Source organism: Sphaerisporangium perillae (genome assembly GCF_023276435.1).
GTDB lineage: Bacteria > Actinomycetota > Actinomycetes > Streptosporangiales > Streptosporangiaceae > Sphaerisporangium > Sphaerisporangium perillae.
The window spans coordinates 85,319-110,507 of sequence record NZ_JALLPO010000014.1; the positions used below are offsets into that span (position 1 = coordinate 85,319).

The window sequence follows — 25,189 nt, forward strand, 5'->3', positions numbered from 1 at the left end:
TGCCACAGCCACATGTCGTCGCGCTGGACTCTCTCTGACGCCCTGTTCCGGTCCGGGCATCGGCGGTCACGCAGAGTACAGGCGTAACATAGTGATGTCGCTTTCGGCGCGATAGTCGTGGGTGGACTGGTTTCTCGGGGGATACGTAGTCGAGAGATTTTCTCGGGGGTACGTATGTGCTCGTCCCAGGGTCCTCACAGTAGAACGGTCGTTATTGCGTTGCTAACGATCGTGGTAATCCTGGCGGCTGCCTGCGCGCCGCGGCCGCTGGCCACCCGGCAGCGGCCGGTGGTTGGCGTGACACAGGCGCCGGCGTTGCCTGGCGCGCAGCCGATCTCGGTGAATGACCGGGTGTATACCGCCGACCAGGATTCCAACACGGTTAGTGTGATCAATCCGAAGACCGACACGGTGCTGGGCACGATCGCACTGGGCAAACCGCGCATGGACGTCGACGCGGATATTCTCGGCGCGATGTACGACGGGGAAATCGACGTCCACGGCCTCGGTTTCTCGCGCGATGGCCGGTACCTTGACGTCGTCGACGTCACCACCAACGCCGTCCACGTCATCGATACCGCCACCAACGCCGTCGTGCACACCATCTACCTTGACCGCGCCCCACACGAAGGATTCTTCTCCGCTGATGGAAACGAACTGTGGGTCGCCGAGCGAGGCGTGGACACCGTCGCGGTCATCGATTGGCGCCATGACCGGGTCATCGCCCGCATCCACTCCGAAGACGGCCCGTCGAAGGTGGTCTTCAGCCCAGATGGCCGGCGGGCCTACGTGAACCATCTGCGGGCCGAAGCCTTCGATGTCATCGATGTGCCCAGCCGCAAGATCATCCAGCACGTCACGGTACCGAACGTTGCTGGTGGTTCCTCCGATGAGGCGATCTCCCCCGACGGCAAAGAGATCTGGTTGGGCATGCCGGACAACGGCTATACCACCGCCGTGGTCAACGCGCAGACGTACAAGGTTGAGGCCGTCTTGAACACCGGCCCGCGGACCAACCACCCTAACTTCGTCACGGTCGATGGCGTGAACTATGCCTACATGACCGTGGGCGACCTCGGTCAGACCCTCGTCTATCGGCGCTCGACCACCGGCGGCCCACCGACGCTGGTCAATCGCATCCAAAGCCACGGTCTCGGTCCGCACGGTATCTGGCCCAGCCCGGACAACACCCGCATGTACGTGGCGCTGCAGTACTCCGACGCAGTCGACGTGATCGACACCAGATCCATGAAAGTGATCGATACCCTGCGCATTGGTCAGTCCCCGATGGCGTTGGTCTACGTCGCCCGCACCAGCCCAGGCAGCACCGCACACCTCGGTAAGCAGGGCTTGGGCATGCGCATCGAAAACCACCCCATCGAAGTGCAAGGAGTTCCCGGGGCGGCGGGGAACGCCCAAATCCGGGCACTTCCCGGAGTCGATGAAGTGGTCATCGACGTCCGGGGCCTACCGGCGAACCGTGCCTTCACCGTGTACGCCACCCGCGGCAACAACGCCACCGCGCTGCTGACCGCACACAGCAACGAGATGGGTGTGATCCCCGAAGCGCTGGCCTTCGTCTCCTTCTTCGCCAATCACTACGACAAGATCGTCCTGCGTCCCTCTACGGGATGACGGTTCCGGGTGCGTTTGTGCGGTCGGCCCCCGTCGAAACGCTCAGGCCCGCCAACGATCAGGCGGCCGGGGTGGGGGTGTCGAGGCCGAGGATGTGGGCTTGGGTGAGGGCGACGTGGTCGAAGGCGGCGGCGCGGTCTTGCTCGATGACGTTCCTGTACATGCCGAACAGTTCGAAGCTCACCGTGCCGTAGATGTGCGTCCACCCCTCGAGGGCCAGGAGGATGACGTCGTCGGACAGCGGCGCGAACAGGGCCTCGCGTAGCTGCTCGGCGTCGGCGGCGAACGAGGGCGGCGCGGGTGGGAGCCCGGCGGGCGGGGGCGCCAGCTTCCCGGCCTCGTGGGCGTCGCGCAGGATGCCGGCCAGGACGATCCCGTCGCGGGCGGCCGGTGCGGCGGTGTCCTCCGGGGCGACGTAGCCGGGCACCGGTGAGCCGTGGATCAGGGCGTACTCGTGCGGATGGGCCAGCGCCCACGTGCGGATGGCCCGGCAGACGCTCATCCACCGATCGAGATGGCGGTCGCGGGGGCAGGAGGCGTCGGCGTTCTCGGTGGCGGCGCCGATGGCGTCGAACGCCTCGATGATGAGCGCGGTGAGCAGGTCGTCGCGGCTGGGGAAGTAGCGGTAGATCGCCGAGGACACCATGCCGAGCTCGCGGGCGACGGCGCGCAGGGACAGCCCCGACGCTCCCTCCACGGCCAGCTGGCGCCGCGCGACCTCCTTGATCTCACTGATCAGCTCGGCCCGGACGCGTTCCCGGGCGGTGCGACTGGCGTTCATTTCACGACTGTATCAGAGCACCGACTTGAATCGAGAGCGTTGCTCTTTCATCCGGGATCACCGGCGACCTGCGGTTGATGCTCGCGGACGAATCTGTAGCTCGCGGACGAAACGAGAGCGCTGCTCTTGACGACGGGCGCTCTCATGCGAGAGCATTGCTCTCAGAAGAGAGCGATGTAATCGTCAAGATGGGAACGCGGGATGCTGAGCGTGGTCAAGGGCGCGAACCTGGCGCTGATGTTCTTCCTGGAGCTGGGCGTCTACCTGGCCGTCGGCTACTGGGGATTCACGGTCAGCCCCAACTGGGCGGTCAAGCTGCTCCTGGGCGTCGGCGGACCGGTCCTGTTCGGGGTCGTCTGGGGGGTTTTCGGGTCGCCGAAGGCGAGCGTCCCGCTACGCGGTCTCGGCCGCGTCGTCCTGGAGGTCCTCTGGTTCGGCGGTGGCGTCGCGGCGGCCGCCGCCGCCGGGCTCAGCACCACTTCAGCGGTGTTCGCCGCCCTCTTCGTCCTGAACGCCGTCCTGCGCATCGTCTGGAACCAGGTCTGAGCCGTCCGCCGGTCCTGCCGCGTTCAGAAGGCCACCATCAAGGAGATCGAAGATCATGAGCAAGTACGTCATCGTCGGAGCAGGGCAAGTGGGTTCGCAGCTCGCGGGGTCGCTCGCGGCCGCCGGTCACGAGGTCGTCGTCGTCACCCGGTCCGGCTCCGGTCCGGCCGTCCCCGGGGTGACCCGCGTCGCGGCGGACGCCGCGGACGGCGGCCGGCTCACCGGCATCGCCAAGGGCGCCGACGCGCTCTACAACTGCGCGAACCCCAAGTACCACCGCTGGCCGCAGGACTGGCCGCCGATCGCCGACGCGCTGCTCGCGGCCGCCGAGGACAGCGGCGCGGTGCTCGTCACGCTCAGCAACCTCTACGGGTACGGACCGGTCGACCGCCCGATGACCGAGGATCTGCCACTGAGGGCGCTCGGAGCGAAGGGAAGGGTCAGGGCGAAGATGTGGAGCGACGCGCTCGCCGCCCACCAGGCCGGACGCATCCGGATGACCGAGGTGCGGGGATCGGACTACTTCGGCCCCGGGATGACCGACCAGTCGGTGCTGGGCGAGCGCTTCATCGGGCCCATCGTGGCCGGTAAGCCGGCGTGGGTCCCCGCGGACCCGGACCAGCCGCACAGCCTGACGTACCTGCCGGACGTGGCACAGGCTCTCGCGACGGTGGCGACGGACGAACGGGCCTGGGGTCGTGCCTGGCACGTGCCCACGGCGCCGGCGCTGACGATCAGGCAACTGGCCGGGCGCGTCGCGACGTCCGCCGGTGCCCCCGCGCCGCGGGTCAGGAGCATCCCGCACTGGGTGATGCGGGCGGCCGGGCTCGCCTCGCCGCTGCTGCGTGAGCTGGAGGAGACCCGCTACCAGTTCGTACGGCCGTTCGTCCTCGACTCCTCGGCGTTCGAGTCCACTTTCGGCATCGCGCCGACCTCGCTGGACGACGCGCTGCGGCGGACCATCGCCTGGTGGCGTACCGAGAAGGCCGCGTGACCGACACGATCGCGCGGCGGCGGTAAGGCCGGCCCCTGACTTTAGGTGCGACGAGGTGTGAACCGCAGCAGGGGTTCAGGCATCAAACGGGGGTCACTTCAACACGGGAGTCCCTTTGAAGCACCGCATATTGGTCGGCGCCGCCCTTGCCGCCGCTGTCACCGCCGCGTTCGCCGTTCCGGCCGCCGCCTCCGTCCTGGCCGGCGCCTCCGTCCAGGCCGGTACCGCGGCGCGGCCGCTCACCGGCCGGGCCGTCTACTTCGACTACAAAGCCGGCAAGTTCAGCGTCGACCGGTACGAGCCGGGCAGCGGCTTCGTCCGTATCGGCCGGCCGTCGGACAATTTCCAGTTCTCCGCTTCGCCCGACGGCAGGAAGCTCGCCTGGATCACGGTCGCCGGCAAGGTACTGGTCAAGGACGGAAGCAAGATCACGACCGTCGCGAAGGCCCCCACCGGCGGTCCGTGCGCCACGCCGACGTGGTCTTCCGACTCCAAGCAGGTGGCGTTCGTGGGCAAGGCCGACGTCGTGACGGTCGTGAACGCCGACGGCACCGGAAGGCACGCGGCCGGCAAGACCACCGGCGTCTGCCACCTCACCTGGTCCGGCAACGGCCGCTACCTCGCGGGCTACGCCGGCACCGCCGACGCCGTCTACCGGCTCGACCTGAGGACCGGCAGGGCGGCCAAGGCGAAGGGCGTCAAGCTCGTCACCCACGTGCAGAGCCTGTCACCCGATGGACGCAACGTGATCATGAGTCCTCCGGTGGACCCGGGAGCGATGGGCGACGGAGGCTGGCCTTCGAGCTTCACGCCCGTGATCGTCGACATGGTGACCGGCAGGAAGGTCCCGATCCCGGTCAAGGGCAGGCTCCTGGGGGCGTTCTATCTGGCCGACGGCCGCCTGGTGGTCCGGGTCGCCGGCGGGGCGCACCACACCCTGGTCGTTCTGGACAAGCAGGGCAAGGAGTCGCAGCGGCTCGGCGAGCCCGCTCAGGCGAAGAAGCAGGGCCTGTTGCAGATCGTCCCCTGACGACCAGGTCGCAGGCCACGGGACCTGGTCGTTTGGCACAGAGGTGCGGAGCGGTGCTTTGATGCCGGGCATGACGAATGGTCCGGTAGGAGTGAACGTCCGCCGCGCGACGGTGGCCGACGCGGCCGCTCTCACGCGCCTTCGCGGTTCGATGTTCGAGGCCATGGGCGTCACCGTCGGCGGGGAGAACGCCGAGTGGCGCAAGCGCTCCCGTGTACGCGCGGAGGCGCTTCCGCGTCCGGGCCGTAGTCTCTCGGCATGAAGACGACGCGAGTGGCGATGGTCGGGCTCGGCGACATCGCGGAGAAGGCGTACCTGCCGGTGCTGGCGGCGACGCCGGGGCTCGACCTGCTGCTCTGCACGCGCGACCGGGCGACGCTGGATCGCCTGGGTGAGGCCTACCGCCTTCCCGCGCGGTTCACCTCGGTCGAGCAGGTGGTGGCGGAGGGGATCGAGGCGGCGTTCGTCCACGCCGCGACCCGGGCGCACGTCGAGATCGTCGACACGCTGCTGCGGGCCGGGGTGCACGTGTACGTGGACAAGCCGCTCGCGGACCACCTCGCCGGGGCCGAGAAGCTCGTCCGGCTGGCCGGTGAGCGGGGGCGGTCGCTCATGGTCGGCTTCAACAGGAGGTACGCGCCGGGGTACGCGGGGCTGCGGGAGCTGCCGCGCGACCTGGTCGTCATGCAGAAGAACCGCGCCGGGCAACCGGATGACCCGCGCCGGGTGATCTTCGACGACTTCATCCACGTGGTGGACACCCTGCGATTCCTGGCGCCGGGCGATATTTCGGAAATGTCGGTCGATGTGCGCGTCCGCGAAGGGTTGCTGGAGCACGTGATCCTGCGCCTCTCCGGCCCGCGAGCCGACAGCGGGGAAGCACTCGCGTCCGGTTCGCGGGTCGGTGGTGGGGGAGCGTCCGGTTCGCGGGTCGGTGGTGGGGAAGCGTCCGGCTCTCGGCCCGGCGACCGGGGAGGGTTCACGGCGATCGGGATGATGAGCCGGGTCAGCGGGGCGAGCGAGGAGACCTGCGAGGTCATCGGGGGCGGTGCCAAGCGCCGGGTGGTCAACCTGGCCGACGTGATCGACTACGACGGCGGCGAGACGGTGACCCGGCGAGGCGACTGGATCCCGGTCGCCCGTCAGCGCGGCATCGAGCAGGTCTGCCTGGATTTCCTCGCCGCCGTACGCGAGGGACGGATCGTCACCGCGGACGACACCCTGCGAACCCATGCGATCTGCGAGGAGATCGTGGCCGCCGCCACGACCTCCTGACGCACCGGCGCCACTTCGCCGGCGCCCCATCGCCGGCAGGAAACGCGCCGGGATTCCACAGGTAGACCAACGACACCCCGCATGCCACCAGTACGAGCGCCGAGGGAACGCGCGCCCTGCGCCTGCCGCCGCCGGGGGGTTCAGCGGGAGAGGTAGCGTTCGCCGAGTTCGCGGAGGCGGGTGTGGGCGGACTCGTAGACCTCCGGGGTGCCGAGGTAGGCCTTCGGGATCTTGGCCACCATCGTGTAGTTGGTGTCGCACACGTTCCCCACCGGCGCCTCGCCGCCCTGGCTGACGAGCTGGTAGGCGTCCAGCTGGTCGAGCCCGGTGAGCGACGACGTCCAGGTGACCAGGTCGTGCTGGCTGATCCGGTAGGCGTCCTCCAGGGGGCGCGCCGATCCGGTGGACATGAGATGGCCGTCGTCCTCCAGGCGCGGCCACGGCGTCACGACGCCCTTGATCAGCTCGACGGCGACGACGGTGTTCATGGCGGCCTCCACCGCCGTGCCGCACACCTCGCCGTGCCCCTGGCGGCAGTGGCCGTCCCCGATGGAGAACAGGCCGCCCTCGACGTTGACCCCGAGGTAGACCGTGACACCGGCCCGCAGCTCCGGGGTGTCCATGTTCCCGCCGTGGGCGTCGGGCGTGATCGTCATCCGGGCCTCGGAGGCGGCCGGCGCCACGCCCACCGTGCCGTGCATTGGGTCGAGCGGCATCTCGACGCTGAAGTCGCCGCGCCGGGCCTGGTAGCGGACGACCCGCCGGTCCACGTCCACCTCGTACATCCACACGACCTCTTCCAGCGGCGGCTGCAGCATCGCGGTGGTGTGCGTGCCGGTCAGTGCGCCGAAGTGGGGGAAGGTCGTGGAGACCGCCCAGTCGCGGGCCGGCTCGATGGAGATGAAGTGCAGGGCGAGGGTGTCGCCGGGCTCGGCCCCCTCGACGTGGAAGGGGCCGGTGACCGGGTTGAGGTAGGGGAACTCGCAGACCTGTGAGGGAAGGTCGTCCAGGGTGCGCACCCGCCCGCCGAAGCAGTCCTCGGTGAAGAGCTCGACGATGGAGCCGGGCTTGATCGTCCCGACGGCGGGGCGCCCGCCGAAGGTGTAGGACAGCTCGTCGGCGGCGGGGCGGTAGGAGACGACGTTCACTCCGAGACCTCCGTGTTGATGGCGGACAGGGTGGGGCGCCGGCCCATGAGCGTGGAGCCGACGAGGATGACGACGCCGATCGCGAGCCAGACGAAGCCGAGCACCTGTGCGGCGATGTTGGCGTTGATGACGACGTACAGCAGGATCAGGAAGCCGATGGCCGGGGCGATGAGGTGCCGCCACCAGTCGCGGCTGCGCTGCCGGAAGACGTAGTGCACGACGACGGACACGTGCAGGGCGAGGAAGGCGGTCATCGCGCCGAAGTTCACGAGCGTGCTGAGCAGCGAGATGCCGTCGTCACGCGTGCTCATGTAGACGCCGAGGACGAGCGACACGGCGGCGACGAGGAAGGTGGCGTTGACGGGCACCTTGTGCTTGGGGTGGACCTTGCCCAGGAAGCTCGGAAGCTGCCGGTCGCGGGCCATCGCGAACAGCAGGCGGGAGGTGGCCGCCTGGGCGACCAGCGAGTTGGCGAAGCCCCACGCTACGGCGGTGGCGATGGCGGTGAGCACGCTCAGCCAGTGGCCGCCCGCGTACGCGGCGGTGTCGTAGAAGGCCGTGCCCGCCGGGTCGCCCTTGGCGAGCAGGTCGTCGCGGTTGGGCGCGAGCAGCGCGGCCACCCAGGTCTGCACGACGAACAGCACGCCCGCCAGCGCGAGCGCGTAGACCATGGACCGGCCGAGCTTGCGGGTGTCCTCGCGGCTCTCCTCGGCGAGCATGGAGATGCCGTCGAAGCCGAGGAAGGACAGCACCGCCACCGAGACGGCGCCGAACACGAGCGGCCAGGAGAACGTCGAGGAGTCGAACAGCGGGCTGAGCGCGTCGCCGTGTCCCTTGCCCTGCGCGAGGGCGATGACCCCGATCACCAGGAAGATCGCCAGCACGATCATCTCCGCCACCAGCATGATCTTGTTCATCCGGGCGGTCATCTCGATGCCGAGGTAGTTGACCACCGTGTTGAGCACGATGAAGCCGATCAGCCAGGCCCAGATCGGGATGGCGGGGACGAACGACGCCATCGCCGCGCTGGCCACCAGGTACAGCAGGGCGGGCACCAGCACGTAGTCGAGCAGGATCACCCACCCGGCCAGGAAGCCGACGGGCGCCGCGATGCCGCGTCCGGCGTAGGTGTAGACCGATCCGGCCATCGGGAACGCCTGGGCCATCTGCGCGTACGACAGCGCGGTGAACGCCATCGCGACCATGCCGATGAGGTAGGCGAGCGCGACCATGCCGCCGGAGGCCTGGAACACGCTGCCGAAGATGCCGAACGGCGCGATCGGCACCATGAAGATCAGTCCGTAGATCAGCAGGTCGGTGAAGCCCAGTGACCGCTGTAGTTCCTGCTTGTAGCCGAAGCGCTCGACGCCGGCGGCCGGTGGGGCGTCGGAGGGGGACGGCGACGTCCCGGAAGGGGAGGGCATGGACGGCTCCTTTTAAACGCGGGGGCAGAGCCGTACGATAGAACCAATCCTTGAAAACGAAAAGGTTTCTATAGAAAGATTTACGCCGGGGTCACGCGGGTTACGAGGAGGTCACGACATCGAAGTCCAGGCCGTCGGCCCGTCCCACGTAGACGCGTTGCCGCACTCTGCGGTCGCGCAGCGTCAGGCGGCCCCGGCCGCCGGTGATCGCGGTGCCGTCGGCGACCGCCTCGATGGCGGGCACGGCCGTCGTACCGGCCCGCCGGATCAGGGCCGCCAGCATCAGCACGCCCTCGTAGCATCCGTGCCCGTGCGCGTTCAGCAACGGCGCGGCGGCCCCGAACCGGCGGGTGTAGCGCTCGCCGAGGCTGAGGTTGGCGTCGGTCGCGATGCTGCCGAAGTACCCCATGGCGGCGTAGAGCTCGCCGGAGACGTCGCCGCCGATGGCCAGCAGGCCGTGCTCCTCCAGCGCCCCGCACAGCCGGGCGGTGCCGAGCCCGCTCGCCCGGAAGGCCCGGTTGAACGCGACCAGGTCGCTGCCGATGAGGTTGAGCAGCACCGCGTCGGGCCGTACCGTCGCCAGTTCCTCGAGCAGCGGAGCCATCGCCGTGGTGCCGGAGGGGACGAACCGCTCGCCGACCACCGTCGCCGACCGGGCGCGCAGATGACGGCGTGCCGAGGCGTGGACCAGGCGCGGCCAGACGTAGTCGTTGCCCAGCAGGAACCAGCGCCTCGCCCGCCTGTGCTCGATGAGCCAGTCGAGCCCCGGGCCCACCTGCCGGGACGCCGGCTCGCCGAGGAAGTAGACCCCGGGGTTGCGGGCGCCGCCCTCGTAGGGAGGCGTGTACACCAGGGGGGCCGCGCCGCCCACAAAGCGTTCGATCGCGACGCGCACGTCACTGGCGTGGGTGCCGACGAGCCCCTGGACGGCTCCGGCGCGCACCAGCCCGGTCACCTCGCGGGCGACCTCCGCCGGGTGCCGGCCGCCGTCGACCAGGACCAGCTCCAGCGGCCTGCCGAGCACCCCGCCGCACTCGTTCACCTCGGTGGCGGCCAGCATCGCGCAGTTGATGGCGCACGGCCCGAGCAGCCCGAGCACGCCCGAGACGGGCACCACCAGGCCGACGCGCAGCGTGTCGGCCCTCAGCAGGTGAGCTTCGAGGGGGTCGATGACCACCGTGACGGGATCGGCCACGTGCAAGAGTATCCTCCAGGCGCGCTCGCGGACGAAGGGAGCCTTCAGTGGTGACGGCGGGAAACCGGTCTGCCGGTGGACGGACGGAGCGCTCGATGGTGACGGCCGGTGAGGGCGGCACCGGGGCACCCGCCCCGCCGGCACGGCCCCCGGACGCGACGGCCCCGAGGCAGCGCACGGCGACCCCGGCACGGACCCCGGACGCGACGGCCCCGAGGCAGCGCGCGGCGACCCCGGCACCGGTCCCGTCCTCGACGACCCCGACGCAGGACGCGGGCGCGGCGACCGGTCTCGGGTCGTCGCTCGCCTACCTGCTCAGCCGCGCCGAGCGGAGCGTCAACCGGGGGCTGTCGGCGGCGCTCGCCGCCGAGGAGGTCTCCGTCGAGCAGTGGCGCATCCTCCAGGCGCTCGCCGACGGGCGCGGCCACTCGATGGGCGATCTCGCCGAGGCGGCGCTGATGCCGCATCCGACGCTGACCAAGGCCGTGGACCGGCTCGTCGAGCGGGCCGTCGTCTACCGTGGCCACGACCCGGCGGACCGCCGCAAGGTGGCGGTCTTCCTCGCGGACCGGGGCAGTGATCTTCTGGCCCGGCTGGAGGCGGGGATCGCCGAACACCACCGGGCCATCCTCACGACATACGGCTCCGCGCGCACCGAGCAGCTCATGCACGACCTGGAGCTCCTGGTGCGCTCCCTCGACGGCTGACCTGGAGCTCCTGGTGCGCTCCCTCGACGGCTGACCTGAGTTCCTGGTTCGCTCGCCCGACGGCTGACCTCCGTCGGCCGGCCCAGGACCTGGGCATTGTTCGGTGGGCTGGTCTCCGGGCAGCACGATTTTGAGCATAAGGTGCTTAACGCTGCTCAAAAGGGGGGGTCAACCGTGCCCGACTTGCTAATAGGGCCGATGCTGCGTTACGTCGACGAGTTGAGCGCGTCGATATGGGTGGAGACGAGTGACCCGTGCGAGGTCACGATCGAGGTGTCCGGCGCGCGCGCGACCGAGCGCACTTTCACCGTGCACGGTCACCACTACGCGATCGTCGACGTCGAGGAGACGGGCGCGTACGCCGTCGAGCTCGACGGGCGGCGCGTGTGGCCGCTGGAAGGCTTCCCCGACAGCCAGATCTGCCCGCTCGACGAGCTCAACCGGGTGATCTTCGGCTCCTGCCGCACCAGCGTGCCGCACGACGACGCGCATGTGCGCACCCACGGCTACGACGTGCTCCGGGAGTACGGCCGGCGCCTCATGCAGGGGGACGACCTGCCGAGCCTGGTGATCTTCCTGGGCGACCAGGTCTACGCCGACGAGCCGTCCCAGGAGATGATCGACTACATCCGCTCCCGGCGCCAGGACGGGCCGGAGGAGATCGTCGACTTCGAGGAGTACGCCGAGCTGTACCGGCAGGCGTGGACGGATCCGGTCGTCCGCTGGGTCCTGTCCACGGTGCCCACCGCGATGATCTTCGATGACCACGACGTGCGCGACGACTGGAACACCTCCATGGCCTGGCGGCGGACGATGGCCGAGGTGCCGTGGTGGCCGACCCGGGTGGTCTCCGCGCTCGGCGCCTACTGGGTCTACCAGCACCTCGGCAACCTCTCGCCGTCAGAGCGGAAGGCCGACCCGATGTACGCCGAGATCCGCGCGCACGACGGGGACGGCGGCGCGGCCCTTGACGCGTTCGCCAAGAAGGCCGACGAGGACCCCTCCTCCACGCGGTGGAGCTATATGCGCGACATCGGCGGCACGCGGCTGATCATGCTGGACACCCGCTGCGCCCGCGAGCTGGACCCGGGCCACCGGCGCATGCTCGACGACGAGGAGTGGTCCTGGTTCGCCGAGCTGGCCACCGGAGACCGCGACCACCTGCTCATCGGATCCTCGGTGCCGGTGTTCCTGCCGAGCGGCATCTTCGACGTGGAGAGCTGGAACGAGGCCGTCGCGGGCGGGGCGTGGGGACGCAGGGCGGCGGCGTGGGGGGAGAAGATCCGCCAGGCGCTCGACCTGGAGCACTGGGGCGCGTTCCGGCAGTCGTTCGAGGAGCTCGGCCGCCTGCTCGTCGACGTCGCCGCGGGGCGCCGGGGCCGGCCGCCGGCCACGATCGTGCTGATGTCGGGGGACGTGCACTACTCCTACCTGGCGGCGGCGGGCCCGGCGTCGGCGGACCTCGACTCCGCGCGCATCTACCAGGCGGTCTGCTCGCCGATCCGCAACCCGCTGAGCCGCGTGCTGCGGCTGGCCAACGTGATCGGGTCGTTCGGCGTGGCGAGCCTGGTCGGCGGCATCCTGGTCCGCACGGCGAAGCTTCCCCGGCGGGCACTGCGCTGGAAGATCACCAACGGGCCGTGGTTCCCCAACGCGCTCGCGTCCCTGGAGCTCGACGGCCGTTCCGCGGTCGTGCGCTGGCACACCGCCCGTCCCGACTTCGAGGACATGACCGAGGTACGGCTCGCCCCCTGAAGGCGCGAGCCGTACCCTTCCCGGTTCCTACAGCCCCGCGAGCTCCGGCGTCTCGGAAGGCGCGGCGGGTGCGGTGGGTGCGGTGGGTGCGGACAGCTCGGCCAGGACGTCGGCGAGCCGGTCGACGGCCCAGTTCAGGTCCTCCTCCGACACCACCAGCGGCGGCGCGAAGCGGATCGTGGAGCCGTGGGTGTCCTTGGCCAGGACCCCGTGCCGCATCAGCGCCTCGCATACCTCGCGGCCGGTGCCGATGGAGGGGTCGATGTCCACCCCGGCCCACAGGCCGCGTCCCCGTACCGCGACGACGCCGGAGCCGCTGTCGATCAGGCCGCGCAGCCGCTCGTGCAGGACCGCGCCCAGCTCCTGGGCCCGCGCCTGGTACTCGCCGGTCCGCAGCAGCTCGATGACGGCGTTGCCCACCGCGCAGGCGAGCGGGTTGCCGCCGAACGTGGAGCCGTGCTGCCCGGGCTTGATGACCCCTAGGACGTCGGCGTTCGCGACCACCGCGGACACCGGCACCACGCCGCCGCCGAGCGCCTTGCCCAGCACGTACATGTCGGGGACCACGCCTTCGTGATCGCAGGCGAAGGTGTCACCGGTGCGGCCGAGGCCCGACTGGATCTCGTCGGCGATGAACAGCACGTTGTTCTCGGTGCAGATCTCCCTGACCTGCTGGAGATACCCGGCCGGCGGCACCAGCACGCCCGCCTCGCCCTGGATGGGCTCCAGGAGCACCGCGACCGTGTCGTCGTCGATCGCCTCGCGGATCGCCTCGGCGGAGCCGTACTTCACGATGGTGAAGCCCGGCGTCGCGGGGCCGAAGCCGTCACGGGCGTCGGGGTCGGTGGAGAAGCTGACGATCGTGGTGGTGCGGCCGTGGAAGTTGTCCTCCATGACGATGATGTTCGCCCGGCCGGGAGCGACGCCCTTGACCTCGTACCCCCACTTGCGGGCCACCTTGATCGCGGTCTCGACGGCCTCGGCGCCGGTGTTCATCGGCAGGATCATGTCCTTGCCGCACAGGTCGGCGAGGCCCTCGCAGAAGGCCGCGAACTGGTCGTGGAAGAACGCCCGGCTGGTCAGCGTGACCCGCTGGAGCTGGTCCTGGGCCGCCTGGAGGATCTTGGGGTTGCCGTGCCCGAAGTTCAGCGAGGAGTAGCCGGCCAGGCAGTCGAGGTAGCGCCGGCCCTCCACGTCGGTCACCCAGGCGCCGCGCGCCTCCCGGACGACGACGGGGAGCGGGTGGTAGTTGTGCGCGCTGCGCCGCTCGCTCAGCTCGATCAGTTCACGGGTCTTGCTCATGCGCGGATCTCCAGAGTGCAGCACTTCGGACCGCCGCCGGCCTTGCGCAGCTCGCTCAGGTCGACGGGGATGACGTTGAGGCCGCGGCGCTTCAGCTCCAGGGCCAGCTCGCCGGCCTCGATGTTGATGACGACGTTGTGGCCGTCGCTGACGGCGTTGAGGCCGAGCACAGCCGCGTCGTCCGCGGAGGCGAGGACGGCGTCGGGGAACATGCGCCCGAGGACCTCCTGGCTGCCGCGTGAGAACGCGCCGGGGTAGTAGGCGACGTTACGCCCGTCGATCGGGAACAGCGCGGTGTCGAGGTGGTAGTAGCGGGGGTCGACCAACTGGAGGGTCACGACGGGACGGCCGAGGAACTCCTGGGCCTCCTTGTGGGCGGCGATGTCGGTACGGAAGCCGGTGCCGGCCAGGATCACCTCGTCGAGGGTGAGGAAGTCGCCCTCGCCCTCGTTGGTCTGCGACGGCTCGAGCGCCGGGGTGTACCCGTTGCCGGTGAACCAGCTCAGGTAGGCGGGGCCTTCGGCGGCCCGCTCGGCGTTCGCGAACCTGGCGCCGTAGACCCGGCCGCCGACCACCAGGGCGCCGTTGGCGGCGAACACCATGTCCGGCAGGCCGTCGATCGGGTCGATCAGGCTGACCTGGTGGCCGAGCTCCTCGTAGACGTCCTTGAGCTGTTCCCACTGGCGCACGGCGGTGGTGGCGTCCGCCCCGGCGGCCGGGTCCATCCAGGGGTTGATCGCATATTCGACCGCAAAGTACTCGGGACGACACATGAGGTAATGCCGGCTGTGCGCCATCTATCACTCCGTCGGATAACGGCTGGTCAGGGATGGCTTCAGCCTAGGAACGGCGCGAGGTTCAGGCCAGGTGCGGAGCTTGCGCGCTGGTGGTGATCGGTTGCGTCGTTCGGCCCCCATGCGGTGATTCGTTGCGTTCACAGCGCATACGGTTTAGATGCGTTCGGAGGGATGACCGCGCAGGTCACGAGTTGTTTCGCCGGGATGTCGGCCAGGTGTCGGCCGCGTCGCGCAGGCCGGTGCTCAGGCCTCGTTCGGCACCCCGTCGCGCGCGTGCGGGGTGTCGATGAGGCGGGACAGCACGATCGCGCTCTTGGTGCGGATGACGAACGGCTCGGCGGCGACGCGCTCGATCACCTGCTCGACGTGCCGGACGTCCTTGGCGCGGATGTGCAGCAACGCGTCGGCCTCGCCGGTGATCGTGCAGGCGGAGATCACCTCGGGGTGGCGGGAGACGGCCAGGCCGATCTCGGCGGGGGAGGTCTTGCCCCGGCAGAACAGCTCCACGTACGCCTCGGTGGTCCACCCGAGCGCCGAGGGCTCCACGCGCGCGGTGAAGCCGGTGATGGCGCCGCTGCTCACCAGGCGGTCCACCCGCCGCTTGACCGCGGGGGCCGAGAGCCCGATGCGGTGCCCGATCTCCGCATAGGTCGATCGAGCATCCTCGACCAGGGCTCCGACGATCGCACGATCAAGCGCGTCCAACTCCACGGTGACCTGTATACAGCCGGTTCGCCTGCCGTACACAGTCAGGGGGTCGCTACAGACTTTAAGTGACCACAAATTTGGCGTTACTCTGCTCGACATGATCCATGTCAGAGGCCTGACGCCGGGAGGTCGCGTCGAACGGGATGGAAACGGCCGGGCACGGAGGATCGTCTTCCTCCGTGCCCGGCCGTTTCACCGGGGCGGACGGGCGGCGCGCGCCGCCCGTCTCGCGTGCGTCTTTACGCCTTCTCAGCCTCACCGGTGGCCTGCTCAAGGGCGTCCTCAGGGGAGGCCTCCAGGTCGTCGGAGGCCTGGGCGAGCGCGGTCTGCTTGTCCAGGCGCACCCAGCTCGTGATGCTCTCCACCGCGAACAGCACCCCGAGGTACACCGCCATGACGGCCACCACCCAGGTGAGCAGGCCGAGAGCGGCGCCCACGCCGAGCAGCAGCAGGCGGACCTCCCAGCCGAGACCGGCCTGGAACACCCACGGGGCCGGCCAGATGCTCTGCCGCGTGCGGTACACCGTGTCGTAGGTGTGGTAGCCGACGACGTAGAGCAGCACGAACAGCAGCCACTTGGGCGTGTCGGCGGCCAGGCCGAGGACGATGATCGTGAGGAACTCGGTGCCCCTGGTCAGCGGCGGGACCAGCCAGTCGAACCGGCCGAGGTGGTCGCGCGCCGCGGTCGGCACCACCAGGGCCACCATCACCAGCACGGGGAGCAACATGATCGGCCCGGTGCCGGCGGACAGCACGCCCGTCGCGCCGATCGCCGCCACGGCGAGGAGCGCGGCCAGCCCGGAGGGCACAGGTGGCAGGCCGCGGCCCATCTTGTCGCGGAGGAGCGCGACCAGCGGGCCGTCGTCGCGGTAGGCGAGCAGACGGGCCGTCTGGACGCGGCGGCGCTCCTCGTCGGGGTCGGGAACGGGAGCCGGCGCGGCCTGCGGGTGGGTGATCATGCGAGCGACCTCATGAGACGTCCGGTGAGGGTATAGGTGGCCGCGACGCAACCCCAGATCACGAGCGTGAGGAACGTGACCCGGGGCTCGAACAGAGCCGCGGTGATCGCGATGGCGGCGAAGCGCTCACCGATGGGGAAGACGATCATCTTGCGGGCCCAGTGCACGGCGCGGAACCGCCCGGCCTTGGTCCACAGCTTCAGCAGTCCGCGTACGCCCGTGCTCCGCGAGACCTTGCGCTTCTCCAGCGCGTCACGCAGCGGCCGGTCGTCGGCGGCGGTCAGCGCCAGCGTCGGCAGCGGCACGGGGGGCCTGCGGCGGTTGGCGGCGCCGAAGGAGAAGTCGAGAAGGTGCCGCACCGTCTGCACCGACAGCGCGACCAGCGCCAGCGTCCACACGTCGCCCTGCCCGGCCACGAGGGAGCCGACGGCCAGGCCGGCGAACACCACGTACTCCTTGGCACGGTCGAACGTCGCGTCGAGCCACGCGCCGAGCACGCCGAACTTGCGGGCGTAGCGGGCGACCTGGCCGTCGACGCAGTCGAACACGAAGGCGAAGTAGATGAGCAGGCCGCCCGCGACCGCGCCGGCGCGCGTGCCGGTCGCGAAGGACAGCGCCGACAGCACGCCCAGGGCGATCGAGATGAGGGTGACCTGGTTGGGGGTGAGGCCGCGCCGCGCCGCCCACCGGGCGATGAAGCGGGAGTAGGTGCTCACGAAGTACGTGGTGAAGAAGCCGTCGGCGCCCTTGACCGCGTTGTTCAGGCGCGCGCGGTCCTCGTCGTACCCCGACATGGCGGTCACGGCCTCGTCCGCCTCGGCCTGGGAGCCGACGCGGGCGAAGAACAGGTCCCTGCGGCCGCGGATGCCGACCGAGACGCCCTTGCGCACGAGGCCGAACACCAGCAGCTGGACCAGATCGTCCTCGGGGCCGAACAAATGGGCAAGGTCGGCGAGCTCGCGCGCCGTCTCCGCCAGGGTCGCCGCGTGGCGCTGGTGCAGGTGGAGCGGGCCGAGGGCCACGGCGTTCGGCCGGGTGACCGCGTGGTGGGCCGAGCCGGCCGAGATGACGCGCGACCGTCCCGCGCGCAGCCGGACCGGGAGACCCTCCAGGAAGCGGTCACCGATCTCGGGCTCCGCCTCCTCGATCGGGATCTCCGGCAGGAGTGGCTCGCCGTTCTCGTCCTCCTGGCGCGGCTCCTTGGCGACGAGCGCCAGCGCCGCCCGCTTGGCCTTGGTGATCTGGTAGATCAGTTCGTCGTGGATCACGACGCCGGCCGGGATGAGGAACAGGTTGTCGGTCGCCTGCTCCGCGGCGTCGGCGATCGCGCGCAGATCGGCGGCCAGGTCGGCGGACTCCACGACCTGGCCGGGGAACCGGCGGAACCCGTCGGCGTCCTGCGGCCGTGCTATGGCGACCGGCTCGGGGTCCATCGAGGCGACCTGACCGTACAGGCGGTCGAGGACGGTGGGCGAGCCGGGAAGCGACGTCAGCGCCAGGCGACCGGGCGGGACGTGTGGTTCTTCGGAACCGATCGGGCCGGGCGAGGCGCCCAGCAGGACCACGCGGGTCATGTCACCCTTTCAGGCAGCGTGCGGGGGGCGTAGGCGATTATCAGGGGGTGTCGCCAGGGGGCAAAGTTTAGTGACTGTTCTTCCCAAGGATGCCATCCAGGGTTGACCCGAGATCGATTTGTCGCTTGGGGGAGTCTCGTCCCGTTTCATGAGCCCCAATGGCCGCAATCCGATTCGTCCATCGGGGGTGTCCCGTCCCTAGACTGGGCGGGTGAACCTGTACCGCGACGAGGGCATCGTGCTGCGCACGCAGAAGCTGGGCGAGGCCGATCGCATCGTCACGGTCCTCACCAAGCGCACGGGCAAGGTGCGGGGCGTCGCCAAGGGGGTGCGCCGCACCACCTCCAGGTTCGGCGCGCGGCTCGAACCCTTCACCCACGTCGACCTGCAGCTCCACACCGGGCGCTCGCTCGATGTGATCACCCAGGCGGAGACGCTCCGGCCGTACGGCGAGGCGCTGGTGTCCGACTACCCGCGCTACACCGCGGGCACGGCCATGCTGGAGACCGCCGACCGGCTCACCGTGGGGGAGAAGGAGCCCGCGCTCCGGCAGTTCCTGCTGCTCGTCGGAGGGCTGCGGACGCTCGTCGAGGGCGGTCACGAGGCGCGGCTGGTCCTCGACGCCTACTTCCTGCGCTCCCTCGCGGTCGCCGGGTACGCGCCCGCCCTGGACTCCTGCGCCCGCTGCTCCACCCCCGCGATCAGGGCCTTCGCCATCGCGGCGGGCGGCGTGGTGTGCGGGGGATGCCGCCCGCCGGGCGCCGCCGTGCCCGCCGCGGAGACGATCGGCCTCATGATCGCCCTGAGCCGCGGCGACTGGGACTCCGCCGACGCCTCCGAGCCCCGGCACCGCGCCGAGTGCAGCGGCCTGGTCGCGGCCTACCTGCAATGGCACCTCGAACACGGCATACGCTCGCTGCGACACGTCGAGCGCGTCTGACCCACACCACACCACAGGAGAAGCAGTCCGTGAACGTCCGCCCGCCTACCCCTCATCCCTCAGGCGCCGTCCCGCCGCCGATCCCGCGAGAGCTGGTCCCCCGGCACGTCGCGATCGTCATGGACGGCAACGGGCGGTGGGCGAAGGCCCGCGGCCTGCCGAGGACCGAAGGCCACAAGGCGGGTGAGGCCTCGCTGTTCGACGTCATCGAGGGAGCGATCGAGCTCGGCATCCCGAACCTGTCGGCCTACGCCTTCTCCACCGAGAACTGGCGGCGCTCCCCGGACGAGGTCCGCTTCCTGATGGGGTTCAACCGCGACGTGATCCGCCGGCGCCGTGACCAGCTGCACGCCATGGGCGTGCGGGTGCGCTGGGCCGGCCGGCCGGGGCGGCTGTGGAAGAGCGTCATCAAGGAACTGCAGGACGCGGAGGAGATGACGCGGCACAACCGCACGCTGACCTTGCAGTTCTGCGTGAACTACGGCGGCAGGGCCGAGATCGTCGACGCCGCCGTGCGGTTGGCTCAGGACATCGCCGCTGGCCGGGTCAAGCCCGGCAAGGTCTCCGAGCGCACCTTCGCCCGGTACCTCGACGAGCCCGATATCCCCGACGTCGACCTCTTCGTGCGCTCCTCCGGCGAGCAGCGCACCTCCAACTTCCTGCTCTGGCAGTCGGCGTACGCCGAGATGGTGTTCCTCAACCAGCTCTGGCCCGACTTCGACCGCCGCGACCTCTGGCAGGCCTGCGAGATCTACGCCAAACGCGACCGCCGCTACGGCGGCGCCCTCCCGAACCAGGTCTGACCCTGTTCCCGGGACAGGCTCCGGCGCCTCAGGGCGAGCAGTCGCAGCAGCACCCGTCGCAGTTGTCGCAGCACTTGCAGCAGTCGCCGCACCCGTCGCAGCCGCTGCATACGTCGCAGAACCGCAGGTAGCAGCGGTCGTCGCAGGGCCGGCCGTTCCGCCGGCTCCACCGGGGCCGCCACATGCCGCACGTGAGGAACGTCACCACTCCCGCAGCCGACTTCCGCACGACTCCGGGACGCTCGTAGGAGGCTCCGGGCTCGGAACGGGCGAACGTCCGCTCCACCGCCCGCCGCACCTCGGTGCCCAGCAGCACGTCCACCAGGTGCCGGTCCTCCAGCTCCACCTCGCTCAGCGCGAGGCCCAGCCCGTGCGCCGCGTCGTCGCAGAGCCGCCGCGCCTCCTCGCGCGTGGTTCCCGTCGCGGTGAGCGGGTTGAAGGCACCGCGCTCGGCGTCGTCCGCCTGGTCCTCCACCGCGTCGAGGAGGTGGGCCAGCCGCCCGAAGAACCGGCCCGCCTCGGCCAGCGGCGCCGAGTTGCCGGGCCTTCCCGCGAGCGTCGCGGTGTGCGCGAACGCTGCGGCGACCGCCTCCTCGGTGGGGACCGTCAGATCCAGCAGCGTGAGCCCCGCTCCGCCTTCGAGGCCGAGCCCGTGCGCCGGGCCGGGTGCGGCATCGGGGCCCCATCGGCGCTCACGCCGTACCCGTTGTTCGCCGTCGAGCCGGAATCGGCGTTCCAGGTCGAGCTGGCGGCCTGTCGCCGAGGTCAGCACGGCGACGTCGAAGCCGATCGAGGCGCCCATGCGGGTGCCGGCCTCCTCCCAGCGGGCCGCCAGCCGCCTGCGGGCCGGGCCGGTGCCCGGGGCGGCGTCGCCGTCGGCCACATGGTCGCGGAGCTTGCCCGCAGCCAGGATGAGCGAGACCGTGGCGGCGAGCCGTACGCCATGCGCACGAGCGTCCACGACGTCGGCCGACCTGAATCCGCGCAGCGCGCACGGACCGGCGGTCCGATGCGGGGAGGCCGCCTTGCCCTGAGCCTCGGCGAGCACCGAGATGATCAGCCCGTCGTAGTTCGTGGCCAGCCGCGCCCCCTGCCCTTGCCCGTCGCGAAGGGTCAGGCAGAGGCCGCACAGGTGTGCCAGCCAGGCGCGATGCAGTGAAGGGCAGGAGTGCTGCCCACACGGGCGAATGATCCCGAACATCCGGCCTCGCTGAATTAAAGGCTATCTGGGGAACAGATCGTACTTTGCTACCGGAAGAAGCTGTTCCGTGCAGATCTCTCTCCTGGGTTCGAGCCCTGGCCGCCTCCAAGGAGATCGTGGACGGCCGCGCCGACGAGGCACGGTTCCAGGAGTGGCAGAAGGAGTCCCGTGCGGAGGCCGCCGAGGGTGTCTCCGCCTTCCTGGAACGCCGCTCGCCGCGATTCACCTGGGGCGCCTGACGCTCGGCTCACGTTTTCCGGACCGGGCGCGCGTCCGGAAGGCCGCCTACATCCGGCGGCGGGCGCGGTAGGCGGCGACGTGCATGCGGTTGCCGCAGGTGCGGCTGTCGCAGTAGACCCGGGAACGGTTGCGGGACTCGTCCACGAAGACCTTCTCGCAGTCGGGTGCGGCGCAGGTGCGCAGCCGCTCCCACTCGCCCTCGACCAGCAGGTGGGCCAGCGCCACCCCGCACTCGGCCGCCAGGTGCTCGGCCACCGACGCCCCCGGGGCGAAGTAGTGGACGTGCAGCGGGTAGCCGTCGTGCTCGGTCAGGCGCGCGGTGATCCGCGTCCGTTCGAGCAGGACGTTCAGCCGGGTGACCGCCGTCGGTGAGTCGGGGGCGCCGAAGACCTCCTGGAACGTCGTCCGGAGGGCGCGCACCTGATCGAGGTCGGCCGGGGCGACGTTCTCGACGCCGCTCAGCTCATGCCGCCGGACGTACGCCTCCAGGTCGTCGACGCCGGTGAGGCCGTCGGGCCCGCCCGTCTCGGGGGCGGTGTTGACCAGGTCGGCTACGGCGGCGAGCGAGCACACCATGTCATGGCTGAATGGCATGTCGTCTCCTGTCGGCGGGGCGTGGGGCAGGGGAGAGGCGCCGGTGACGCGGGCGCGCTCGTTCGGCTCCACGTCGTCACGGAAGCGTATCCCGTAACGAGGGCCGCGCAAGGTCATCCGGCGGAGGCGACCGCCGTGCAGGAGGCACAGGTGCCGAAGACCTCGACGGTGTGCGTGATCGCGGTGAACCCGTGCTCGGCGCCCACGGCGTCCGCCCAGCGTTCGACGTCCGGCCCGGCCACCTCCACCGTGCGGCCGCAGTTGCGGCAGACCAGGTGATGGTGGTGGCCGCCGGTGGCGCAGGCGCGGTAGACGCACTCGCCGTCGTCGGTGCGCAGCACGTCGATCTGGCCCGCCTCGGCGAGCGCCTGCAACGCGCGGTACACCGTGGTGAGGCCGATCTTGGCGCCGTCGGCACGCATCTGGGCGTAGATGTCCTGCGCGCTACGGAAACCGTCACTGTGGCGGAGCATCTCCCGCACGGCGGTTCGGCGGTTCGTCATCGACTGGACTCCCCTGTACGGCATGGGACCGTACGTATCATCATCGACTGGACTCCCGGGTACGGCAAAAGACCGCACGTGTCGTCATGGACTCATCTCCGGGGCGGCGGGGGCCGCGGTGCGCATGCTCAAGGACTGATCTCGCCGCGCGCGGCTCCGCCGCAGGAACCGGCCGGCGCCCAGGGCCAGCACGAAGCCCGCCAGCGCCAGCAGGACGATCGCCGCGCCCGGCGCGACGCTCGCGTAGAAGGCCGAGGTGAGCCCGCCGACGGTGGACACGACGCCGAGGGACATCGCCAGCAGCATGGTCGTGGTGAAACCGCGGGTCACCTGCTGGCTGGTCGCCACCGGCACCACCATCAGCGCGCTCACCAGCAGCAGGCCGACCACGCGCATCGCGATCACGACGGTCAGCGCGGCCGTCACCGCGATGAGCAGGCTGAGGAAGCGCACCGGCAGCCCGTTGACCTTGGCCACCTCCTCGTCCTGGCAGAGCACGAACAGCTCGCGCCCGAAGGTCGCCACCACGCCCAGCACGAACGCCGCCAGCACCGCGATGACCCACACGTCCTGGGTGGTGACGCTGCTGATCGAGCCGAACAGGTAGGAGGTGAGGGTGGAGTTGCTGCCGCCGGGCGCGAGCCCGATGAGCAGCACGCCGCCCGCGATGCCGCCGTAGAACAGCAACGCCAGCGCCACGTCGCCCGTCGTACGGCCCCGGGCGCGGACCAGTTCGATCGCCACGGCGCCGAGCACGGCCACCACGACGGCGGTGAGCACCGGGGCCGTCCCCGTGAGGAACCCCAGCGCCACGCCGGTCAGCGCCACGTGGCCGATGCCGTCGCCGAGCAGGGCGAGCCGCCGCTGGACGATGAAGGTGCCGACGGCGGGGGCGGCGAGCCCGACGAGCAGCGCCGCGATCAGCGCCCGCCACATGAAGTCGTACTGGAACATCTCGATCACTGCGTCGCTCCGGAGCTCATCGGGCCGCCGGACACATCGTAGGCGTGCGGGCGATCTTGCTCGTGCCCTGGATGCGGATGGCATCCCGTCCCGTCCGAAGGCACGCCGTCGCCGGCCGGCCCTCCGCCGAGAAGGCGCCCGTCGTCCAGGAGTCGCCCGTCGTCCAGGAGTCGCCCGTCGCCGGGAAGGTGCCCGTCGTGCCGGAACAAGTGGCCTTCGTGGCCGGCTCGATGGTCGTGGCCGACCGGGCCGTCGTGGACCACGCGGCCGTCGCGCAGGACGATCGACCGCGTGATCAGCGGGGCCATCGGGCCGAGCTCGTGCGCCACCAGCAGCACCGTTTTCCCCTGGTCGACCAGCCTCGCGAGTGTGCCCGCCAGATGCCGCTGGCTCTCGGCGTCCACGCCCGCCGTCGGCTCGTCCATGACGAAGGTGTCCGGCTCGCCGGCCAGGGCGCGGGCGATGAGCACCCGCTGCTGCTGGCCGCCGGAGAGCAGGCCGACCGGGTCGCCCGCGCGGTCGGTGAGCCCCATGGAAGCGAGCGCCCCGGCGACCGCCGCGCGGTCCTCGGCGCTGGTGCGGCGCAGCCGGCGCTGCCGCGCGACGCGGCCGGAGGCGACCACCTCGCGGACCGTGGCGGGGACGCCCCCGCCCACCGACAGCCGCTGCGGCACGTAACCGATGCGCCACCAGTCACGGAACCGGCCGGGCGGCAAGCCGTACAGCTCGGCGGAGCCGCCCGACAGCGGGGTCAGGCCGAGAAGCGCGCGGATGAGCGTGGACTTGCCCGAGCCGTTCGCCCCGAGAACGGCGACCACCTCACCGGCCTCGACGCGCAGGTCCACCCCGCGCAGCACGGGACGCCCGTCGAGGTCGACGTGCCCCTTGGCCATGGCGAAAGCGACCTGCGTGGCCGCGGAGGCCGCCGGCGGGGCCGGGCCGGTCGCCTGTGCTGATCGGGTCATGAACATCCCAGTGCGGTGCGGAGGACGGAGAGGTTCGCGCGCGCGGCGGACAGGTAGTCCCCCGACTGGGGACGGCTCTCGATGGGATTGAGAACCGCCGTCTTGGCGCCGACCTCCTTGGCGAGGACTTCGGCGACCTTGGGGCTGACGAGTTCCTCGGTGAAAATGGTAGTCACTCCCTCGCGCTTGGCGACTCCGGCCACCTCGGCGATGCGCGCGGGGGAGGGTTCGGCCTCCGGGTCCAGGCCGCTGATGCCGACCTGCTTGAGCTTGTAGCGGTCGGCCAGGTAGCCGAAGGCGGCGTGCGCGGTGACGATCGTGCGGGCGGAGCACGTGCCGAGCCCCTGCTGGACCTCCTTGTCCAGCGCGCCGAGCTCCCCGGACGCCGAGGCCGCGCGGCCGGTGTAGGCGGCGGCGTGCGGCCCGTCGGCCTGTCCGAGCCTCTTGCCCAGCGCGGTCGCCGCCGTCGCGAGCCTGCTCGGGTCCAGCCACACGTGCGGGTCGTAGGAGACCTTCTCGTGGGCGTCCCCGCTCTCGGCCTGCTCCTGGGCACCGGCCGGGAGCGTGGCGAGGGCGGAGGCGACGTCGAACGCCTTGTCCTTGGCGTGCTGCTCGACGGCCTCGTCCACGGCCGGTTGGACGCCCTTGATGTAGACGATGAGGTCGGCCTGCTCGATGTCGGCGATCTGGCGCGGGGTCAGCTCCAGGTCGTGCGGCTCGACCCCGGGCCGGGTCAGCCCGGCGACCGTGATGTCCGCCCCGCCGACGCGCGTGGAGATCCACTCGAGGGGATAGAAGGCGGCCAGGACCTTCGGCTTGCCCGACCGCTCGGCCGAGGCGGAGGGGCCGGGCGAGCACGCGGCGGCGGCCAGCAGCGCGCTCGCGCCGAGCAGGAGGGCTAGCGGAGCGGAGTGGCGGCGTCGGAAGGGTTCACGTCGCTCGTTTCCGGACGAAAAGGGCATCACGCTTCCGAGTATGGCGCAAAATGAAAACCGTTGTCAAAATCATCCAGCCGGGGCCCGGAGTCGCCCCCGCAGGGCCCTGCCGGTACATGCCCGCCGGGGGCCTCGGGGTGGGTTCAGGCGATCACGCCCGCCTGATCATCGGCGCTGACCGACGGCTCTACGGCCAGATGTGGATGGGTTTGCGG

25 protein-coding genes and 1 pseudogene are annotated in these 25,189 nt (G+C 70.7%); 11 read left to right on the forward strand and 15 right to left on the reverse strand.

Features of this window, described 5'->3' with window-relative positions; translation table 11 throughout:
• Positions 1-219: 219 nt before the first annotated feature.
• Entirely contained in the window at positions 220-1,635 is a 1,416-nt protein-coding gene (locus MYF83_RS15685) for a YncE family protein (protein ID WP_248961081.1), read from the forward strand.
• A 58-nt stretch (positions 1,636-1,693) separates the two neighbouring features.
• On the opposite strand, the gene MYF83_RS15690 is transcribed toward MYF83_RS15685, so the two are convergent.
• The gene (locus tag MYF83_RS15690; protein ID WP_248961082.1) at positions 1,694-2,416 is read right to left on the reverse strand and encodes a TetR/AcrR family transcriptional regulator; all 723 of its coding nucleotides are present in this window, start codon (positions 2,414-2,416) and stop codon (positions 1,694-1,696) included.
• Positions 2,417-2,617: 201 nt separating this feature from the next.
• Between MYF83_RS15690 and MYF83_RS15695 the strand changes: the two genes are divergently transcribed.
• The 5 genes from MYF83_RS15695 to MYF83_RS15715 all read left to right on the forward strand — a co-directional run bounded on the left by MYF83_RS15695 (position 2,618) and on the right by MYF83_RS15715 (position 6,261).
• Positions 2,618-2,962: a YrdB family protein gene (locus MYF83_RS15695; protein ID WP_248961083.1), complete on the forward strand. Its 345-nt coding sequence runs from the start codon at positions 2,618-2,620 to the stop codon at positions 2,960-2,962.
• Positions 2,963-3,017: 55 nt separating this feature from the next.
• On the forward strand, positions 3,018-3,956 hold the full coding sequence (locus MYF83_RS15700; protein WP_248961084.1) for an NAD-dependent epimerase/dehydratase family protein: 939 nt from the start codon (positions 3,018-3,020) through the stop codon (positions 3,954-3,956).
• Positions 3,957-4,071: 115 nt separating this feature from the next.
• Positions 4,072-4,986 (forward strand): TolB family protein, encoded by a 915-nt coding sequence (locus MYF83_RS15705; protein ID WP_248961085.1) that lies wholly within the window; start codon positions 4,072-4,074, stop codon positions 4,984-4,986.
• A 70-nt stretch (positions 4,987-5,056) separates the two neighbouring features.
• Complete coding sequence (locus MYF83_RS15710) at positions 5,057-5,248, forward strand: hypothetical protein (RefSeq protein ID WP_248961086.1); 192 nt, start codon at positions 5,057-5,059, stop codon at positions 5,246-5,248.
• Entirely contained in the window at positions 5,245-6,261 is a 1,017-nt protein-coding gene (locus tag MYF83_RS15715) for a Gfo/Idh/MocA family protein (protein ID WP_248961087.1), read from the forward strand. The genes MYF83_RS15710 and MYF83_RS15715 overlap by 4 nt, the downstream gene beginning before the upstream one ends.
• 140 nt (positions 6,262-6,401) lie before the next feature.
• On the opposite strand, the gene MYF83_RS15720 is transcribed toward MYF83_RS15715, so the two are convergent.
• The 3 genes from MYF83_RS15720 to MYF83_RS15730 all read right to left on the reverse strand — a co-directional run bounded on the left by MYF83_RS15720 (position 6,402) and on the right by MYF83_RS15730 (position 10,028).
• A complete protein-coding gene (locus tag MYF83_RS15720; protein WP_248961088.1) occupies positions 6,402-7,409 on the reverse strand; it encodes an acetamidase/formamidase family protein in 1,008 nt (335 codons plus the stop codon).
• Positions 7,406-8,833: an APC family permease gene (locus MYF83_RS15725; protein ID WP_248961089.1), complete on the reverse strand. Its 1,428-nt coding sequence runs from the start codon at positions 8,831-8,833 to the stop codon at positions 7,406-7,408. The genes MYF83_RS15720 and MYF83_RS15725 overlap by 4 nt, the downstream gene beginning before the upstream one ends.
• A 100-nt stretch (positions 8,834-8,933) precedes the next feature.
• Positions 8,934-10,028 (reverse strand): substrate-binding domain-containing protein, encoded by a 1,095-nt coding sequence (locus MYF83_RS15730; protein WP_248961090.1) that lies wholly within the window; start codon positions 10,026-10,028, stop codon positions 8,934-8,936.
• Positions 10,029-10,123: 95 nt separating this feature from the next.
• On the opposite strand from MYF83_RS15730, the gene MYF83_RS15735 reads away from it, so the two are divergent.
• Together MYF83_RS15735 and MYF83_RS15740 are read left to right on the forward strand one after the other, a co-directional pair.
• A complete protein-coding gene (locus MYF83_RS15735; protein ID WP_248961091.1) occupies positions 10,124-10,735 on the forward strand; it encodes a MarR family winged helix-turn-helix transcriptional regulator in 612 nt (203 codons plus the stop codon).
• Positions 10,736-10,909: 174 nt separating this feature from the next.
• Complete coding sequence (locus MYF83_RS15740; RefSeq protein WP_248961092.1) at positions 10,910-12,490, forward strand: alkaline phosphatase D family protein; 1,581 nt, start codon at positions 10,910-10,912, stop codon at positions 12,488-12,490.
• A gap of 27 nt (positions 12,491-12,517) precedes the next feature.
• Here MYF83_RS15740 and rocD read toward each other — a convergent pair whose 3' ends face one another.
• From rocD to MYF83_RS42730, 5 genes are all read right to left on the reverse strand, one after another.
• Complete coding sequence (gene rocD / locus MYF83_RS15745) at positions 12,518-13,792, reverse strand: ornithine--oxo-acid transaminase (protein WP_248961093.1); 1,275 nt, start codon at positions 13,790-13,792, stop codon at positions 12,518-12,520.
• Positions 13,789-14,589: a dimethylargininase gene (gene ddaH / locus MYF83_RS15750; RefSeq protein WP_248961094.1), complete on the reverse strand. Its 801-nt coding sequence runs from the start codon at positions 14,587-14,589 to the stop codon at positions 13,789-13,791. Before ddaH ends, rocD begins: the two co-directional genes overlap by 4 nt.
• Before the next feature lie 243 nt (positions 14,590-14,832).
• Positions 14,833-15,300 carry an Lrp/AsnC family transcriptional regulator gene (locus tag MYF83_RS15755; RefSeq protein ID WP_248961095.1) on the reverse strand — a complete coding sequence of 156 codons (468 nt, stop codon included), beginning with the start codon at positions 15,298-15,300 and terminating at the stop codon, positions 14,833-14,835.
• A gap of 236 nt (positions 15,301-15,536) precedes the next feature.
• Positions 15,537-16,256 carry a DUF5941 domain-containing protein gene (locus MYF83_RS42725; protein ID WP_279339577.1) on the reverse strand — a complete coding sequence of 240 codons (720 nt, stop codon included), beginning with the start codon at positions 16,254-16,256 and terminating at the stop codon, positions 15,537-15,539.
• Positions 16,253-17,830, reverse strand: coding sequence for a CDP-alcohol phosphatidyltransferase family protein (locus MYF83_RS42730; protein WP_279339578.1), 1,578 nt, complete (start codon positions 17,828-17,830; stop codon positions 16,253-16,255). Before MYF83_RS42730 ends, MYF83_RS42725 begins: the two co-directional genes overlap by 4 nt.
• 211 nt (positions 17,831-18,041) lie before the next feature.
• Between MYF83_RS42730 and recO the strand changes: the two genes are divergently transcribed.
• A complete protein-coding gene (gene recO / locus MYF83_RS15765; RefSeq protein ID WP_248961096.1) occupies positions 18,042-18,770 on the forward strand; it encodes a DNA repair protein RecO in 729 nt (242 codons plus the stop codon).
• 29 nt (positions 18,771-18,799) lie between these two features.
• Positions 18,800-19,573, forward strand: a complete 774-nt coding sequence (locus tag MYF83_RS15770; RefSeq protein ID WP_248961097.1) for an isoprenyl transferase — start codon at positions 18,800-18,802, stop codon at positions 19,571-19,573.
• Between the two features lie 28 nt (positions 19,574-19,601).
• On the opposite strand, the gene MYF83_RS15775 is transcribed toward MYF83_RS15770, so the two are convergent.
• Positions 19,602-20,774 carry a DUF5685 family protein gene (locus tag MYF83_RS15775; RefSeq protein ID WP_248961098.1) on the reverse strand — a complete coding sequence of 391 codons (1,173 nt, stop codon included), beginning with the start codon at positions 20,772-20,774 and terminating at the stop codon, positions 19,602-19,604.
• 116 nt (positions 20,775-20,890) lie between these two features.
• Between MYF83_RS15775 and MYF83_RS42735 the strand changes: the two genes are divergently transcribed.
• Entirely contained in the window at positions 20,891-21,013 is a 123-nt protein-coding gene (locus MYF83_RS42735; RefSeq protein WP_279339579.1) for a hypothetical protein, read from the forward strand.
• 46 nt (positions 21,014-21,059) lie between these two features.
• On the opposite strand, the gene MYF83_RS15780 is transcribed toward MYF83_RS42735, so the two are convergent.
• The 5 genes and pseudogenes from MYF83_RS15780 to MYF83_RS15800 all read right to left on the reverse strand — a co-directional run bounded on the left by MYF83_RS15780 (position 21,060) and on the right by MYF83_RS15800 (position 25,001).
• A complete protein-coding gene (locus tag MYF83_RS15780; protein ID WP_248961099.1) occupies positions 21,060-21,608 on the reverse strand; it encodes a CGNR zinc finger domain-containing protein in 549 nt (182 codons plus the stop codon).
• A gap of 113 nt (positions 21,609-21,721) precedes the next feature.
• Entirely contained in the window at positions 21,722-22,111 is a 390-nt protein-coding gene (locus MYF83_RS15785; RefSeq protein ID WP_279339580.1) for a Fur family transcriptional regulator, read from the reverse strand.
• A gap of 84 nt (positions 22,112-22,195) precedes the next feature.
• Positions 22,196-23,074, reverse strand: a complete 879-nt coding sequence (locus MYF83_RS15790; RefSeq protein ID WP_248961101.1) for a metal ABC transporter permease — start codon at positions 23,072-23,074, stop codon at positions 22,196-22,198.
• A 197-nt stretch (positions 23,075-23,271) separates the two neighbouring features.
• A pseudogene (locus MYF83_RS15795) lies at positions 23,272-23,967 on the reverse strand (metal ABC transporter ATP-binding protein); the annotation flags it as partial.
• A 68-nt stretch (positions 23,968-24,035) separates the two neighbouring features.
• Positions 24,036-25,001: a metal ABC transporter substrate-binding protein gene (locus tag MYF83_RS15800; protein ID WP_248961102.1), complete on the reverse strand. Its 966-nt coding sequence runs from the start codon at positions 24,999-25,001 to the stop codon at positions 24,036-24,038.
• Between the last annotated feature and the right edge of the window lie 188 nt (positions 25,002-25,189).

What these genes read in the sequence shown, in the direction of transcription:
- MYF83_RS15690 (WP_248961082.1), bottom strand. Translation starts at nt 2,416, where the DNA reads ATGAACGCCAGTCGCACCGCCCGGGAACGCGTCCGGGCCGAGCTGATC.
- MYF83_RS15695 (WP_248961083.1), top strand. Translation starts at nt 2,618, where the DNA reads ATGCTGAGCGTGGTCAAGGGCGCGAACCTGGCGCTGATGTTCTTCCTG.
- MYF83_RS15700 (WP_248961084.1), top strand. Translation starts at nt 3,018, where the DNA reads ATGAGCAAGTACGTCATCGTCGGAGCAGGGCAAGTGGGTTCGCAGCTC.
- MYF83_RS15710 (WP_248961086.1), top strand. Translation starts at nt 5,057, where the DNA reads ATGACGAATGGTCCGGTAGGAGTGAACGTCCGCCGCGCGACGGTGGCC.
- MYF83_RS15715 (WP_248961087.1), top strand. Translation starts at nt 5,245, where the DNA reads ATGAAGACGACGCGAGTGGCGATGGTCGGGCTCGGCGACATCGCGGAG.
- MYF83_RS15725 (WP_248961089.1), bottom strand. Translation starts at nt 8,833, where the DNA reads ATGCCCTCCCCTTCCGGGACGTCGCCGTCCCCCTCCGACGCCCCACCG.
- MYF83_RS15735 (WP_248961091.1), top strand. Translation starts at nt 10,124, where the DNA reads ATGGTGACGGCCGGTGAGGGCGGCACCGGGGCACCCGCCCCGCCGGCA.
- rocD (WP_248961093.1), bottom strand. Translation starts at nt 13,792, where the DNA reads ATGAGCAAGACCCGTGAACTGATCGAGCTGAGCGAGCGGCGCAGCGCG.
- ddaH (WP_248961094.1), bottom strand. Translation starts at nt 14,589, where the DNA reads ATGGCGCACAGCCGGCATTACCTCATGTGTCGTCCCGAGTACTTTGCG.
- MYF83_RS42725 (WP_279339577.1), bottom strand. Translation starts at nt 16,256, where the DNA reads ATGATCACCCACCCGCAGGCCGCGCCGGCTCCCGTTCCCGACCCCGAC.
- MYF83_RS42730 (WP_279339578.1), bottom strand. Translation starts at nt 17,830, where the DNA reads ATGACCCGCGTGGTCCTGCTGGGCGCCTCGCCCGGCCCGATCGGTTCC.
- MYF83_RS15775 (WP_248961098.1), bottom strand. Translation starts at nt 20,774, where the DNA reads ATGTTCGGGATCATTCGCCCGTGTGGGCAGCACTCCTGCCCTTCACTG.
- MYF83_RS15780 (WP_248961099.1), bottom strand. Translation starts at nt 21,608, where the DNA reads ATGCCATTCAGCCATGACATGGTGTGCTCGCTCGCCGCCGTAGCCGAC.
- MYF83_RS15785 (WP_279339580.1), bottom strand. Translation starts at nt 22,111, where the DNA reads ATGACGAACCGCCGAACCGCCGTGCGGGAGATGCTCCGCCACAGTGAC.
- MYF83_RS15800 (WP_248961102.1), bottom strand. Translation starts at nt 25,001, where the DNA reads ATGCCCTTTTCGTCCGGAAACGAGCGACGTGAACCCTTCCGACGCCGC.